Origin of the sequence: Streptomyces sp. NPDC092370 (assembly GCF_044755265.1) — a bacterium.
GTDB lineage: Bacteria > Actinomycetota > Actinomycetes > Streptomycetales > Streptomycetaceae > Streptomyces.
Genome location: NZ_JBIVQO010000010.1, coordinates 154,236 through 169,929, shown reverse-complemented (window position 1 = coordinate 169,929; position 15,694 = coordinate 154,236). Strand labels below are relative to the sequence as shown.

The following is a 15,694-nucleotide window of genomic DNA, read 5'->3' as shown; positions in this document are numbered from 1 at the left end:
GTCCGGCCCGGGCGCGTCAGGCGTTCCCGAGGTCGCTCCTCAGTTCCCGTTTGAGGATCTTCCCGCTGGCGTTGCGCGGGAGCTCCTCCACGAACACCACCCGCTTCGGCGCCTTGAAGGGGGCGAGTGTGTCGCGGACGTGGTCGATCAGTTCCGTCTCCGAGACCTCGCCGCGCGGGACGACGACGGCCGTCACCGCCTCGATCCAGCGCTCGTCCGGCAGGCCCACGACCGCGGCCTCGGCGACCTGGGGGTGGGTGTACAGCGCGTCCTCGACCTGGCGCGAAGCGATGACGACGCCACCGGAGTTGATGACGTCCTTCACCCGGTCGACGATCGTGTAGTAGCCGTGCGCGTCGCGTACCGCGAGATCGCCGGAGCGGAACCAGCCGTCGCGGAAGGCCTCGGCGGTCTCCTCCGGCTTGTCCCAGTAGCCCTCGCACAGTTGCGGGGAGCGGTAGACGATCTCGCCGGGGGTGCCGTCGGGTACGTCCTCGCCGTTCTCGTCGACCACACGTGCGTCGACGAACAGGACCGTCCGGCCGCAGGAGTCCATACGGCCCTTGTGCTCGTCGGGCGCGAGGACGGTGGCCAGGGGCCCGATCTCGCTCTGCCCGAAGCAGTTGTAGAAGGCGAGGCCGGGCAGGCGTTCCCGCAGCCGTTCGAGTACCGGGACCGGCATGATCGACGCGCCGTAGTACGCCTTGCGCAGGCCGCGCAGATCGCGGGTGGCGAAGTCGGGGCGGTTGGACAGGGCGATCCATACGGTGGGGGGCGCGAACAGGCTGTCCGCGCGGCCCGCCTCGATCAGGTCGAAGAGCCGGTCGCCGTCGGGTGCGTCGAGGATGATGTTCGTCGCGCCCACGGCCAGGTAGGGCAGCAGGAAGACGTGCATCTGCGCCGAGTGGTAGAGCGGCAGGGAGTGTACGGGGCGGTCGCCCGCACCGAGGTCGAGGGCGGTGATGGCGCTCAGGTACTCGTGCACCAGAGCCCGGTGCGTCATCATCGCGCCCTTGGGCTGAGCCGTCGTCCCGGAGGTGTACAGCAGCTGGACGAGGTCCTCGGTGTGCGGCTCGGGGCCGTCGTGGGAGGGTGCCCCCGGCAGCCGCGCGAGGAGCGAGTCGTCGGCGTCGCGCAGCGGCAACGTCTTTACTCCGGGCGGCAGTCGTGCTGCCAGGTCCGGGTCGGTGAGGACCAGGGAGCTGCCGGACTGGCCGATGATGTAGGCGAGGTCGTCGCCGGTCAGGTTCTGGTTGACGGGTACGTGCACCAGGCCCGCGCGGGCGCAGGCCAGGAAGGCGATCAGGTAGGCGTCGGAGTTGTGGCCGTAGGCGCCGACCCGGTCGCCCGGGGAGAGTCCCTGGCCGAGGAGGACACTCGCCGCGCGGGAGACGGCGGTGTCGAGTTCGTCGTACGTCCAGGTGCGATCGGCGTACTCCACCGCGACGCGCGCCGGTGTGCGCCCGGCGCTGCGCCGCAGGACTTGGTCGACCGTGCTGCCGTGTCCGGGCGTCGTCATGACACATGATCCTCGGTTCACCGCCCGGGGAGGTCAAGGACCCCCGAGCGCACGGACCGTGGCGGGCGGGCGGGCCGGTGAGCAACCTGCCGTCCGTGGACGGCGTCCGCTGTCGTGAAGCCAACGGACGTCGGAATCATGTTTTCACATTCGACGCTCCTTTCCCTCGACGATGTCGGAGGCACGATGCGCAGCCGTCTGAGACGTCTCGTTCTCGGGGCCACGGCCCTGTTCACCGCCGCGACCGCGTTACCCGCGACCGCCGCCACGACCGGGTGGCCGGCAGGGCAACACCCGTCCCGTGACGGGCTGTCGGCCGTCATCCGCTACACCGAGTACGGCATTCCGCACATCCTCGCGAAGAACTACGCGGACCTGGGCTTCGGTACGGGCTGGGCGCAGGCCGCCGACGAGGTCTGCACCCTCGCCGACGGGTTCGTGACCCTGCGGGGCGAGCGGTCCCGGTACTTCGGCCCCGACGCGGCCGCCGGTGGCGCTCTCTCGGGGGCCAGGACGAACCTGGCCAGCGACCTGTACTTCCGCGGGGTGCGCGTCAGCCGCACCGTGGAGAAGCTGCTCGCCGAGAAGGCGCCCGCGGGCCCCAGCCGTGAGGTCCGGGACATGATGCGGGGCTGGGCCGCCGGGTACAACGCCTGGCTGAAGCAGAAGAAGATCACCGATCCGGCCTGTGCGGGCGCGTCCTGGGTCCGGCCGGTCACCGAAGGGGACGTGGCCGCGCGCGGTCTCGCCATCGCCTCGATATCCGGCGAGGGGCGCTTCGTGGACACGATCACGGCCGCGCGGCCGCCGACCGAAGCCACCGCGGCATCCGGCAGCCCGTCCGCCCGCACGCCGGACGCGAAGGCCGTGGCGAAGGCGGCCGACGAGCTGTGGGGCGACCCGGGCATGGGCTCCAACGCGGTCGCCTTCCGCGGTGACACGACGGCGAACGGCCGTGGTCTGCTGCTGGGCAACCCGCACTACCCGTGGGACGGCGGACGCCGGTTCTGGCAGTCGCAGCAGACGATCCCGGGCAGGCTGAACGTCTCCGGCGGGTCCCTGCTCGGGACTCCGGCGATCTCCATCGGGTTCAACGCACATGTGGCCTGGAGCCACACCGTCTCCACCGGCATCCCGGCCAACTTCCACCGGCTGACGCTCGATCCGTCCAATCCCACGGTCTACCTCGTGGACGGCAGGCCGGAACACATGACGAAGCGGACCGTGACGGTCGCCGTGAAGGACGGCACACCGGTGACACGCACCCAGTGGTGGACCCGCTACGGGCCGGTCGTCACCTCCCTCAGCCCTCAGGTCCCGCTGCCGTGGACCGGACAGACGGCGTACGCCCTGCACGACCCCAACGCCGCGAACCTCCGCTTCGCCGACACCTCGCTCGGTTTCGGCAAGGCGCGCAGCACGGCCGACGTCCTCGCCTCCCTCACCCGGCACCAGGGCATCCCCTGGGTCAACACGCTCGCCGCCGACCGCGCGGGACACTCCCTCTACACCCAGTCCCAGGTACTCCCCCGCATCACCGACGAGCTGGCCGAACGCTGCTCGACGGAACTCGGCAGGACCACCTACCCGGCGTCCGGGATCGCGATCCTCGACGGCTCGCGCGGCGACTGCGCCCTCGGCAGCGACCCGGACGCCGTCGTACCGGGCATCTTCGGGCCGGAGCGGATGCCGACGCTGAAGGACGCCCCGTACGCGGAGAACTCCAACGGCACCGCGTGGATGACCAACGCCGACCGGCCCCTCACCGGTTACGAGCGGATTTTCGGCACGGTGGGCACCCAGCTCGGCCTGCGCACCCGGGGCGCGATCGAGGACGTGGCGGCGATGGCGGACCGGGGCGGTCTGACCGTACGCGACCTGCAGCGGCAGCAGTTCGCCAATCGGGTGCCCGCGGGTGATCTCGCCGCCGGGGACGTGGCTCGGGCGTGTGCCGCGCTGCCCGGCGGCACGGCGACCGGCAGTGGCGGCGAAGCCGTCGATGTGTCGGGTGCCTGCGCGGTGCTGAAGGGGTGGGACCGCACCATGGACACCGGGAGCCGGGGAGCGCTGCTCTTCGACCGGTTCTGGCGCAGGCTCGAACAGGCGGTGCCGGCCGACCGGTTGTGGAAGGTGCCCTTCTCGGCGGCGGACCCGGTCCGCACCCCGAACACGCTGAACACGGAGGCTCCCGGCTTCCCCACGGCCCTCGCCGACGCGGTGGCCGAGCTGCGGGCCGCGGGCATCGCGCTCGACGCGCCGCTCGGCGCGCACCAGTTCGTCGTCCGCGACGGTGAGCGCCTGCCCGTGCCGGGCGGCGCGGGGCGGCTCGGGGTGTGGAACGTGATCGAGCCGATGTGGGACGCGGCCGGTGGCGGTTACACGCAGGTGCCGTTCGGGTCCAGCCATCTGCAGGCGGTCGGCTGGGACGGCGGCGGCTGCCCGGTGGCGCGCACGCTGCTGACGTACTCCCAGTCGTCGAATCCGAAGTCGCCGCACTTCGCGGATCAGACGCGGCTGTTCTCCGGTGAGAAGTGGGTGACGTCGCGCTTCTGCGAGAAGGACATCCTGTCCTCGCCGAAGCTGGAGGTCGTGCGGGTGCACGAGCACGGCTGACCCTGCGCGAGGGGTGCCGTTCCACGGGGCGGCACCCCCTCACGTCAGGGGCCCGTACATCAGCCGCCGCAGCACCACTTCGGCCGGGCCCCGGCGGCCGGCCCGCTCCATGGCGTGCGCTTTGGCCACCGTGACCAGCCGGACGGCGAAGGCGAACAGGGCCATGGCGGCGCTGCTCAGGCGCCCACCGAGGCCGAGCCCCCAGGCGGCCAGCACCGGGGTGAAGAGCAGGGCGTGGGCCAGGTAGCGGGACAGGGAGCGGGTGCCGACGGAGGCCACGGCCGCACCGCGATCGCGCCCCGCCGGGGGCGCCGGGCGGTCCACCACTGTGCGAGGAGGGCGACGGCGGCGACATGGCCGAGACCCGCGGCGTTGCCGGTGACATCGCGTTCGACTGCGGCGGCCCTGCGCGAGGGGCGCCGCGGCGGCCGACGTCTGCAAGGGCCTCACACCGGACGCGTCCGGCCCCGCCAGTACGGCTCCCGCAGCCGCCGCTTGTACAGCTTGCCGTTGGGGTCGCGGGGCATCTCGGTGATGAAGTCGACGCTCCTGGGCCGCTTGTACCGGGCGAGCCGGTGGGCGCAGTGGTCGAGGAGGTCGGCGGCGAGGGCCGGTCCGGGCCGGTGTCCGGGGGCCGGCTCCACGACCGCCTTCACCTCCTCGCCCCAGTCGTCGTGCGGGATGCCGAAGACGGCGGCGTCCGCGACGGCGGGGTGGGCGAGCAGGGCCGACTCGATCTCGGCGGGGTAGATGTTGACCCCGCCGGAGATGATCAGGTCGATCTTGCGGTCGCGCAGGAAGAGGTAGCCGTCCTCGTCGAGGTGGCCGAGGTCGCCGACGGTGAAGAAGTCGCCGATGCGGTTCTTGCGGGTCTTGGCCTCGTCCTTGTGGTAGGAGAAGCCACCGGTGTTCATCTTCATGTACACCGTGCCGAGTTCACCGGGCGGGAGCCGGTTGCCGTCGTCGTCGAAGATCGCGAGTTCGCTGATGGGCCAGGCCTTGCCGACGGTGCCGGGTTTCTTCAGCCAGTCCTCGGCCGTGGCGAAGGCGCCGCCGCCCTCGCTGGCGGCGTAGTACTCCTCCACGCAAGGTCCCCACCAGTCGAGCATGGCCCGCTTCACATGGTCGGGGCAGGGTGCGGCGCCGTGGATGGCGTGCCGCAGGGAGGAGACGTCGTAGCGGTCCTTCACCTCGTCGGGCAGGGCCAGCAGGCGGTGGAACTGGGTGGGGACCATGTGGGTGTGGGTGCAGCGGTGGGCGTCGATGAGGCGGAGCATCTCCTGGGGTGTCCACTTGTCCATGAGGACCAGCCGGTGGCCGATGTGCAGGGACGCGCCGGCGAACTGGAGAACGGCCGTGTGGTAGAGCGGCGAGCACACCAGGTGCACGTTGTCGTCGAACGGGCGGATGCCGAAGATGCCGAGGAAGCCACCGAGGTACGCCTCCTCCGGCGGTTTGCCGGGCAGCGGGCGGCGGATGCCGCGGGGGCGGCCGGTGGTGCCCGAGGTGTAGTTCATGACCCAGCCGAGGGTGCGGTCCGCGGGCGCCGACTCGGGCTGCCCTTCGAGGAGTTCGGCGTACGGGCGGAAGCCCTGGACCCGGCCCGCGGCGTAGCGGTGGGTGCCCGGCAGGCCGGCCTCGTCGGCGGCGTGGCGGGCCGCCTCGGCGAAGCGTTCGTGGGCGAGGAGCACCTTGGCGCCCGAGTCGGAGACGATCCAGGCGATCTCGGGACCGACCAGATGGTGGTTGACGGGGACGAGGTAGAGCCCGGCCTGGCTGGCCGCGAGGTACGCGGTGAGGAACTCGACGCCGTTGGGCAGGACCACCGCGAAGGTGTCGCCGCGTTCGAGACCGGCCGCACGCAGGCCGTGCACGAGCCGGTTGGCGGCGGCGTGCAGGCGCCCGGCGGTCCACTCCTCGCCGTCGGGTGCGACGAGCACCGTGCGGCCGGGATTCTCGGTGGCCTGGGCCCAGAAGCCCACGGGGGGTGCACTCACGACTGGCCGCTCCTTCCGGCGATGCGGTTGACGCGGTCCACGGCCTGCTCGAAGCCGCGGGTGAGGTCGTCGAAGACGGCCTGGACACTGCGTTCACTGTTCATCCGCCCGACGATCTGGCCGACCGGCGTGCCGAGCAGTGGGTCGACCTCGTACTTCTGGATGCGCGAGACGGCCTCGGCGACCAGGAGTCCTTGCAACGGCATGGGCAGGGTGCCGGGTCCGGCCGGGTCGTCCCAGGCGTCGGTCCACTCGGTGCGCAACTGGCGTGCGGGCTTGCCGGTCAGCGCCCGGGAGCGGACGGTGTCGCCGGAGCCGGCCGCGAGGAGTTTGCGCGTCAGGGCGGGCGAGTGGAGGTCCGCCTCTGTGGTGGTCAGCCACACGGAGCCCAGCCACACACCTTGAGCGCCCAGGGTGAGCGCGGCGGCCACCTGCTGTCCGCTGCCGATGCCGCCCGCGGACAGCACGGGCAGCGGGGCGACGGCGTCGACGACTTCGGGGGTGAGCACCATCGAGGCGATCTCGCCGGTGTGGCCGCCCGCCTCGTAGCCCTGCGCCACGACGATGTCGATCCCGGCGTCCCGGTGCTTGCGGGCGTGCCGGGCGCTGCCCGCGAGTGCGGCGACGAGGACGTCCCGGTCGTGGGCGCGGGCGATGACGTCGGCGGGCGGGGAGCCGAGGGCGTTGGCGAGGAGCCGGATCGGGTAGTCGAAGGCGACGTCGAGCTGGCTGCGGGCGACCTGCTCCATCCAGCCGGTGATGCGCCAGCCTGCCGCTTCGCCCTCCGCGAGCTCCGGCACGGCGTGTTGGGCGAGGGTGTCCCGGACGAACCGACGGTGCTCCTCGGGGATCATCGCCTCGACCTCGGCCTCGGTGACGCCCTCGACCTTCTTCGCCGGCATGACGACGTCCAGGCCGTACGGCCGGCCGTCGACGTGTGCCTCGATCCAGTCCAGGTCGCGCTTGAGCTCGTCGGGGGCGGTGTAGCGGACCGCGCCGAGCACGCCGAAGCCGCCGGCCCGGCTGATGGCCGCGGCGACGGCGGGGAACGGCGTGAAGCCGAAGACGGCGTGCTCGATTCCCAGTGTCTGGCTCAACTCCGTCTGCATGGGCGCAGGATGCCGGAGTCCTCCGGAGGACGGAAGAGGTTTTCTGATGCTCCGTCAGATTCATTGATGCCCGGTGCGGGATTCCGGTGAGGGTTCTCCGCCGGATTCACGGCGGCGCGCGCGGGACATACTTCCGGGGACATCCGAGGCGGTTCAGGCGAAGGGGTACGCGGTGACCGGCGAACCGGCGAGAGGCGGACCGACCCGGCGTCACGTGGGCAGGGTGGGACTGGCCCTGGGCGGTGCGCTCGCCCTCGCCGCGTGGCCCGCCGGGCCTGCCGAGGCCGCCCCGGCGGCGACCGGCCACCGCCCCACCCTGCGGCACGGCTCCCCCGCCCGCGCCGGGCTGCTCCCCTCCCACCTGCGTCAACTCGTGACCGACGCGGAGGCGTTCCTCGGCCCCTCCCCCAAGCATCCCTGGTACGCGGGGGCCGTCCTGCTCGCCGGACGCGGCGGCACGGTCGCGCTGCACCGGCCCCTCGGCATGGCGGTGCGCTACCGGGCCTACGACGAGAAGACCGACACCGGCATCGAGTTCCCGCCCGGCGAGCAGATCCCCATGGCCGAGGACACCGTCTTCGACCTGGCGTCGGTGTCGAAACTGTTCACCTCGATCCTCGCCGTGCAGCAGACGGAGCGGGGCGCACTGGAGCTGGAGGCGAGAGTCGCCTCGTATCTCCCGGACTTCGCACGCGCGGGCAAGCAGGACATCACGATCCGCCAGCTCCTCACGCACACCTCGGGGTTCCGCGCCTGGATCCCGCTGTACAGCGCGCCGACCCACGAGGAGAAACTCCAGCTCATCTGGAACGAGGCGCCGGTCAGCGCGCCCGGCACGGCGTACCTGTACTCGGATCTGAACCTCATCTCGCTCCAGCTCGTGCTGGAGCGGGTCACGGGCCGCACCCTGGACGTCCTGCTCCGTGAGGAGATCACCGCACCGCTCGGTCTGCGCCGCACCCGGTACAACCCACCCGCCTCCTGGCGGCCGAAGATCGCGGCCACGGAGGACGCGCGCCCACCCTGGTCCGGCCTGGACCGGGGCCTGGTCTGGGGCGAGGTGCACGACGAGAACGCCTTCGGCCTCGGCGGTGTCGCGGGCCACGCGGGCGTGTTCTCCGACGCCTGGGACCTGGCGGTCCTCGGCCGCACGCTGCTCAACGGCGGTGTCTACGGCAAGGCCCGGATCCTGACGCCGGAGTCGGTGGAGCTGATGTTCACCGACTTCAACACCGCCTTCCCGGGAGACGAGCACGGCCTCGGCTTCGAGCTCTACCAGCACTGGTACATGGGCGCGATGGCCACGCCGCGCACCGCCGGGCACACCGGTTTCACGGGCACCTCGCTGGTGCTCGACCCGACGACCGACTCGTTCCTCGTCGTTCTGGGCAACTCGGTTCATCCCGTGCGCGGTTGGCGATCCGGGTCGGCTCCCCGGGTGGCCGCCGCGAACCGTCTGGCGCGGGCCGTCCCGGTCCGGCCGGTGCGGGGCCGCAGGGCCTGGTTCTCCGGCATGGCGGTCTCCGCCACGGCGACGCTCACCCTCCCCGCGCTCGACACGTCGTCCGGCCGGGCCCGGCTGCGCTGCGGGCTGTGGTGGGACACCGAACCCGAGGCCGACGTCCTGGTCCTGGAGGCCACGGCCGACGGTGGCAGGAGCTGGCTGCCGGTGCCCTTCACGACGTCCCGTCGCGGTGAGGATCCCGAACGGCATCCGACGGGCTCGGTGACCGGCTGGTCCGGCCGTGTCTGGCACGGGCTCACCGCGGACGTCCCCGCCGGGCGGGAGCTCACCCTGCGCTGGCGGTACGCGACGAACCGTCTGTACGTCGGCCGCGGGGCCTACGTGGACGGGCTGCGCGTGGACGCGGCCGACGGCGTCCTCTTCGACGAGGCACGCCCGGTGGACGCGTCCCGCATCGAATCGGTGGGGTGGACGCCGTCGGCCGACTGAGGCGTCACTCGCAGGTGTTCTCCAGCACCGCCATCGCCGCATTGTGCCCGGGCACCCCGCTGACCCCGCCCCCGCGCACCGCGCCCGCCCCGCACAGCAGGACGTTGGCGTGCCTGGTCTCCACGCCCCAGCGGCCGGTGCCGTCCTGGGCGTAGGGCCAGCTCAGTTCGCGGTGGAAGATGTTGCCGCCGGGCAGGCGGAGGTCCCGCTCCAGGTCGAGCGGGGTCCTGGCCTCGATACAGGGGCGGCCGTCCGCGTCGGTGGCCAGGCAGCCGGCGAGGGGCTCGGCCAGGTGGGCGTCGAGTTGAGCGAGGGTGGACTTCAGCAGGTCCTCCCGTACGGCGTCGTTGTCCCGCTCGAACAGGCGGGCCGGGGTGTGCAGGCCGAAGAGGGTGAGCGTCTGGTAGCCCTGCTCGGCCAGGTCGGGCCCGAGGATGGTCGGATCGATGAGCGAGTGGCAGTAGATCTCCGAGGGCGGTACGGCCGGCAGGTCGCCGGCGGCGGCCTGGGCGTGCGCGGTGGCCAGTTGCTCGTAGCCCTCGGCGATGTGGAAGGTGCCGGCGAAGGCCTCGCGCGGGTCGACGGAGGTGTCGCGCAGCCGCGGCAGCCGCTTCAGCAGCATGTTGACCTTCAGCTGGGCGCCTTCGGCGGGGGCCGGGGGCGTGTCGCCGGTCAGTTCCGCCAGGGCCTGCGGTGAGGCGTTCACCAGGACGTGCCGGGCGGCGGCGGTGCCTTCGCCGTCGGCCGTGCGATACGTGACCTCGGCGGTTCGGCCGTCCGTGGTGATGCGCAGCGCCTCGTGGCCGGTGGCGAGGACCGCGCCCGCCGCGCGGGCCGTGCCGGCGAGTGCGTCGGTGAGGGCGCCCATGCCGCCGACCGGCACGTCCCAGTCGCCGGTGCCGCCGCCGATGACGTGGTAGAGGAAGCAGCGGTTCTGCTTCAGGGAGGGGTCGTGGGCGTCGGCGAAGGTGCCGATGAGGGCGTCGGTGAGAACGACTCCGCGCACCAAATCGTCCTCGAAGCGCTCTTCGACGGCGCTGCCGATCGGTTCCTCGAACAGCACCCGCCAGGCCTCCTCGTCGTCGAGACGGCGGCGCAGTTCCTCACGGGTGGGCAGCGGTTCCGTGAGGGTCGGGAAGACGCGCCGGGCGACGCGGCCGGTCATGCCGTAGAACTCCTGCCAGGCCCGGTACTCCCGGTCGGAGCCGGTGAGGCGGGTGAAGGCCTCCCTGGTACGCCGTTCCCCACCGCCGACGAGGAGGCCGGTGGGCCTGCCGTCGCGCTCGGCGGGTGTGTAGGAGGAGACGGTCCGGGTGCGGACGCGGAAGTCCAGGCCGAGGTCCCGGACGATCTTCTTGGGCAGCAGGCTGACCAGGTACGAGTAGCGGGACAGCCGGGCGTCGACTCCGGCGAAGGGGCGGGTGGACACCGCCGCTCCGCCGGTGTGGTCCAGCCGCTCGAGGACCAGCACGGAGCGGCCCGCCCGGGCCAGGTAGGCGGCGGCGACCAGGCCGTTGTGGCCGCCGCCGACGATGACGGCGTCGTACGTCCGGTGTGCGCGGGGTCCCTCGGGTGCGGTCATGGTTCTTGGTAACACGGGGTGATCGAGGTCGGCCAGACGGCGCTCGCCTGCTCGGCAGGGGTCAGCGCCCCGCAGCGGCCCGCTGCTCCCGCAGGGCCGCCACTCTTCGGTACAGGGCCACGGCCTCGGCACCGCGGCCGAGCTGTTCCAGGCAATGGGCCTCGTCGTTGCGGCTGGCGAGGGTGTCGGGGTGGTCGGCGCCGAGGACGTGTGCGCGGGCGGCGGCCACCCTCCGGTACGCGGTGAGCGCGTCGGCCCAGCGACCCAGCCAGCCGAGGCCGACGGCGACCTCGCGACGGCTGACCAGGGTGTCCGGGTGGTCGGGGCCGAGGACCTGCTCGCGGAGGGCGGCCACCTCACGGGATTCGGCGAGGGCCTCCGGCCAGCGGCCCAGCCGGCCGAGGTTGACGCAGCGGCCGTGGCGCGCGCGCAGGGTCTCGGGGTGGGTGGGGCCCTGGACGCGGGTGCGGTCCTCGGCCAGGGCGTCGTAGAGATCCCGGGCCTCGGCACTGCGGCCCAGGCGGCCGAGGCTGATGCCGACCTCGTGCCGGGCGGCGAGGGTGTCGGGGTGGTCGGGGCCGAGGGCGCGGCCGCGGGCGGCGACGACCTCGCGGTAGGTCTCCAGGGCCTCCGGCCAGCGGCCCAACTGGCCGAGCGCGTAGGCGACCTCGTAGCGGGTGACGAGCGTGTCGGGGTGGTCCGGGCCGAGCACGCGAGCGCGGGCCGCAGCCACCTCGCGGGCCATGCGGTACGAGTCCTCCAGGCGGCCGAGACGGCTGAGGTTGAAGGCGAGGTTGTGGCGGCAGCGCAGGGTGTCGGGGTGGTCCGGGCCCATGATGCGCTCCCGGGCGGTGAGCACCGACGTGTAGACGCGGTGGGCGTCGAAGGGGCGGCCCAGCCGGCCGAGGAGGTAGGCCATCTCCTGGCGGGCGGCCAGGGTGTCGGGGTGCTCGGCGCCGAGGGTGCGGATTCTGGCCTCGGTGACGTGCTTGTACTCGCGCAGGGCGTCCTCGGCGCGGCCGGTGCGGCTGAGCGTGAAGGCGACCTCGTAGCGGCTGGCGAGGGTGTCGGGGTGGTCGGGGCCGAGGAGGTGCTCGCGTTCGGCGGCGACGGCCCGGTGCACCTCGCCCGACTCCGCCCAGCGGCCCAGGCGGCCGAGGCTCAGGCCCGCGTTGTGCCGGCCGGCCAGGGCGGTCAGGGCTTCCGTGGGCGGCGCGGGCCGCCGTGCGGGGACGGGTTCCTCGACGACGGGGCCGGAGGCGGGTCGTGCGATCCACTCACCGGACAGCCCGGACGCCGGGTCGGGCGGTGCGGTGCGCAGCCCCGTGCCGGTGGCTTTGCGGCCGGTGGTCATGCCGTGGGTCCAGGACGGCAGCCGGCCGGCGCCCACCGGCACGCGGGAGGCCGGGTGCCCCGCCGCGACGGCAGGCGCACAGGTCGGCGCGGCCCGGTGCGCGCTGATCCGGCGGGCCAGCTCGCGGGCGTCGCCGGGGCGCTGCGCGGGTTCCTTGGCGAGCAGGTCGAGGACGACCTGCTCCAGGTATGCGGGCAGCTCCGCGCGGTGCTCGCGTGGCGGGCGGGGCGGGGTGTCGCGGTGGCCGATGAGGATCGCCCACGCGTCGTCGAGGTCGAACGGCGGTACGCCGGTGGCGATCTCGTACAGCACACAGCCGAACGAGTACAGGTCGCTGCGCTGGTCGACCTCGGTGCCGCTGATCTGTTCCGGGGACATGTAGTGCGGGGTGCCCATGGCGATGCCGGTGCCGGTCAGCCGGGAGGTGAAGCCGATGTCGTGGCCGAGGCGTGCGATGCCGAAGTCGCAGATCTTCACGGTGCCGTCGCCGAGCCGCATGATGTTGGCGGGCTTCAGGTCCCGGTGGACGATGCCCTGTTCGTGGCAGTAGGCGAGGGCGGCGGCGACCTGCTCGGCGATCTCCACGACGTCCGCGACCGGCAACGGGTGCTGCTTGTTGTCCTCCAGGAGCTGGCTGAGGTTGCGGCCGTCCAGCAGCTCCATGACGAGGTAGAGGACGCCGTCGGACTCGCCGAAGTCGTGCACGACGGTGATGCCCCGGTGCTGGAGCGCGGCGGCGACCCGGGCCTCGCGGCGGAACCGTTCCCGCAGCACACGGGCGAAGGCGTGGTCGTGGTTCGGGCCCAGCGGTTTGAGGCACTTGACGGCGACGTGCCGGCCCAGGGACTCGTCCCGCGCCCGCCACACCTCGCCCATGCCACCGCGCCCGATCGGATCGAGCAGCCGGTACCGGCCATGGATGAGCCTGCTGTCCCCCATGTCGCGCGACGCTCCCCCCGGTAGCCGTTCGCCCGCCCGTTCCTGGTCCACCCAGTATGGCGGCCTATCGTCCGAGTTTGTACGGTGCCGGACGCGCGTCCGGGCCGAGCCTCGCCACGGCCCGCAGGATGTGTTTGGGCGGGAGTTGCCACCGCAGACGTGCGGGAACACGGCGCAGCAGGAGGCCCGTGAGGCGCAGTTGCCGGGTGACGACGGCGGGTGCGGGGGCCGGTCTGCCGTACAACTCGTGGGCGTACGGCGGCAGGGAGGCGTACGCCAGGTGTGCCACGCGCCGCCACAGCACCTCGCGCGCCGGAACGAGGAGCGGGTGCGTCGGCGGGCGGAGCAGGAAGTCGTCCACCTCGCGCGCCTCGGGTCCGGCGGTCAGGTCCGGGCGCACTTTGTCGAAGTACTCGGCCATCTCGGCCCGGTTCGCCGGTGCGGCGTCGGGGTCGAGGCCCACCAGGCGTGCGCTGTGACGGTGTTCGGCGATGTAACGGTCGGCCTCGGCGTCGGTGAGCCGGAATCCGGACCTGCGGGCGACGTGCAGATAGGAGTCGATCTCGGCGCAGTGCACCCACATCAGCAACGCGGGTTCGTCGACGCCGTAGCGCTCGCCGGTGTCCGGGTCGGTCGCGGTCAGCAGGCGGTGGATCTTGCGGACCCTGGCACCGGCATGCTCGGCGGCCTCGGTGGTGCCGTACGTCGTCGTTCCGACGAAGCCGGCGGTGCGCAGCAGCCGGCCCCAGGCGTCCCGCCGGAAGTCGGAATTCTGCATGACTCCCCGTACCGCGCGGGGATGCAGGGCCTGGAGGTAGAGCGCCCGGACACCCGCGACCCACATCATGGGGTCGCCGTGCAGTTGCCAGGTCACCGATTCCGGACCGAACAACCCCGGGTCCTCTCCGGTCATGCGCCTCACCTCCACCCGGCGCACACGATGGCACACGCCGAACAGCTGGTCGATACCGCAAACCGTCCGGCTGTTGAGATTTCACCTACCCGGTGCCGGGTTTGGTAAGGCTGGCCTTATATATTGCGCTTGCCGATCAAGGCCCGCACCGGGCCGTGACGGCATGCCCGGCTCCGCACACGACAGGACCCCTCATGCGCACCACCTCCCGCGGCCTCATCACGGCGTTCGCCCTCACCCCGTTGCTGGCCGGCTGCTTCGCACCGAGCGACAACGGGGCGGGCGGTGGAGCCGGCCCGGACGGGCGGCTGCGCATCGCCCTGGCCGTCCCTCCCGTGCAGGCCCTGTCCCCCTACAGCAACGACGCCACGGTGCTGAGCAAGTTGTCCGTCGCCGAAGGACTGACCGTCCTCGACAAGAACGGCGTCGCCGCGCCCGCGCTGGCGAAGTCCTGGAAGCAGCGCAACGCCACCACCTGGACCTTCGAGCTGCGCAAGGCCGAGTTCCAGGACGGCACCGAGCTCACCGCCGAGGCCGTCGTCAACGCGATCGACCACGCGGGCGCGGCCAAGCCGAAGCCGCGTGTGCTGAGCGACGTGACGCTCACCGCCAAGGCCGACGACGCGGACACCGTCACGCTCACCACGAAGTCACCCGACCCGGTACTGCCGCTGCGACTGGCCAGCCCCGCGCTGGCGATCCTGTCGGCCAAGGCGTACGCGAAGGACGGCAAGGTCAGTCCGGTCGGCACCGGCACCGGCCCCTTCGAGATAACGAAGCTGACCGGCAAGAGCGGGGCGGCACTCGACCGGTTCGACGGCTACTGGGGCGGCAAGGCGAAGGCTCCGGGCCTCGACGTGACGTGGATCCCAGACGGCACCGCACGCGCCAACGCCCTGCGCGGCGGCGAGGCCGACATCGTCGAGTGGATCCCGACCTCGCAGGCGAAGCTCCTCAAGGCCGATACACGGCACGTGGTCTCCTCGGTGCGCACCGACAGTCTGATCCTCAACACCGGCAAGGGCGTGTTCACCGACCCCGGCCTGCGGGCGGCCGCCCGTGAGGCGGTCGACGGCACCGACCTCGTCGACTCCGTCTTCGGCGGGTACGCCGACCCCGCGCAGGGCCTCTTCGGGCCCGCCGTCCCCTGGGCCGCCGACCTGCGCGTCCCGGTGACCGGGCGGGCCAGGGCCGCGAGCGTCGGCCAGGTCAGGTCCGAGACCAAGGGCAAGACGGTGCGTCTGGCCGCCATCACGAACCGCGCGGAACTGCCCGAGGCGGCGACCGTCCTCCAGCAGCGCCTGGAGAAGGCCGGGTTCACGGTCAAGCTGGACGTCCGCGAGTACACACAGATGGAGGGTGATCTCCTCGCCGGCCGGTACGACGCCCTGGTCTTCTCCCGCGTGACGCTCCTCGACACCGGTGACGCGGTCGCCTATCTGGCGAGCGACTACACGAGCGACGGCGTCTACAACATCGCCCGGCTGAAGGACACCGGGGTGGACAAGGCGATCCAGGCCGCGGCCGCGGAGGGTGACACGAAGCGGCGCCAGGAGAAGATCATGAAGGCGGAGGCGGAGATCCTCCGCACGGACGCGGTCGTGCCGCTGGTCCACGAGAGGGTCGTCCAGGGCATCGCCGACGATGTCGAGGGCGTCGTGCTCGACCCGCGCGAGCGGTCCCTGGTCGACCTCGACACGCATCTGAAGTAGCG

10 protein-coding genes are annotated in these 15,694 nt (G+C 72.5%); 3 read left to right on the top strand and 7 right to left on the bottom strand.

The annotated features are described in order from the left end of the window. Positions 1-16: 16 nt before the first annotated feature. On the bottom strand, positions 17-1,519 hold the full coding sequence (locus ACIQHQ_RS27600) for an acyl-CoA synthetase (RefSeq protein ID WP_402616452.1): 1,503 nt from the start codon (positions 1,517-1,519) through the stop codon (positions 17-19). Between the two features lie 186 nt (positions 1,520-1,705). Between ACIQHQ_RS27600 and ACIQHQ_RS27595 the strand changes: the two genes are divergently transcribed. After that, positions 1,706-4,132 (top strand): penicillin acylase family protein, encoded by a 2,427-nt coding sequence (locus ACIQHQ_RS27595; protein ID WP_402616449.1) that lies wholly within the window; start codon positions 1,706-1,708, stop codon positions 4,130-4,132. A 39-nt stretch (positions 4,133-4,171) separates the two neighbouring features. Here ACIQHQ_RS27595 and ACIQHQ_RS27590 read toward each other — a convergent pair whose 3' ends face one another. From ACIQHQ_RS27590 to ACIQHQ_RS27580, 3 genes are all read right to left on the bottom strand, one after another. Further along, positions 4,172-4,411, bottom strand: a complete 240-nt coding sequence (locus ACIQHQ_RS27590; RefSeq protein ID WP_402616446.1) for a DUF418 domain-containing protein — start codon at positions 4,409-4,411, stop codon at positions 4,172-4,174. Between the two features lie 167 nt (positions 4,412-4,578). Next, a complete protein-coding gene (locus ACIQHQ_RS27585) occupies positions 4,579-6,129 on the bottom strand; it encodes an acyl-CoA synthetase (protein ID WP_402616443.1) in 1,551 nt (516 codons plus the stop codon). Further along, positions 6,126-7,238: an NAD(P)H-dependent flavin oxidoreductase gene (locus tag ACIQHQ_RS27580; protein ID WP_402616440.1), complete on the bottom strand. Its 1,113-nt coding sequence runs from the start codon at positions 7,236-7,238 to the stop codon at positions 6,126-6,128. The genes ACIQHQ_RS27585 and ACIQHQ_RS27580 overlap by 4 nt, the downstream gene beginning before the upstream one ends. Before the next feature lie 172 nt (positions 7,239-7,410). On the opposite strand from ACIQHQ_RS27580, the gene ACIQHQ_RS27575 reads away from it, so the two are divergent. Then, positions 7,411-9,192 carry a serine hydrolase gene (locus tag ACIQHQ_RS27575; protein ID WP_402616437.1) on the top strand — a complete coding sequence of 594 codons (1,782 nt, stop codon included), beginning with the start codon at positions 7,411-7,413 and terminating at the stop codon, positions 9,190-9,192. A 4-nt stretch (positions 9,193-9,196) separates the two neighbouring features. On the opposite strand, the gene ACIQHQ_RS27570 is transcribed toward ACIQHQ_RS27575, so the two are convergent. From ACIQHQ_RS27570 to ACIQHQ_RS27560, 3 genes are all read right to left on the bottom strand, one after another. Beyond that, positions 9,197-10,774 (bottom strand): phytoene desaturase family protein, encoded by a 1,578-nt coding sequence (locus ACIQHQ_RS27570; protein ID WP_402616435.1) that lies wholly within the window; start codon positions 10,772-10,774, stop codon positions 9,197-9,199. A 61-nt stretch (positions 10,775-10,835) separates the two neighbouring features. Continuing rightward, on the bottom strand, positions 10,836-13,067 hold the full coding sequence (locus ACIQHQ_RS27565) for a tetratricopeptide repeat protein (protein ID WP_402616433.1): 2,232 nt from the start codon (positions 13,065-13,067) through the stop codon (positions 10,836-10,838). Between the two features lie 64 nt (positions 13,068-13,131). Further along, complete coding sequence (locus ACIQHQ_RS27560) at positions 13,132-13,980, bottom strand: oxygenase MpaB family protein (RefSeq protein ID WP_402616430.1); 849 nt, start codon at positions 13,978-13,980, stop codon at positions 13,132-13,134. A gap of 194 nt (positions 13,981-14,174) precedes the next feature. Between ACIQHQ_RS27560 and ACIQHQ_RS27555 the strand changes: the two genes are divergently transcribed. After that, positions 14,175-15,692, top strand: coding sequence for an ABC transporter substrate-binding protein (locus tag ACIQHQ_RS27555; RefSeq protein ID WP_402616428.1), 1,518 nt, complete (start codon positions 14,175-14,177; stop codon positions 15,690-15,692). The last annotated feature ends 2 nt before the right edge of the window (positions 15,693-15,694 follow it).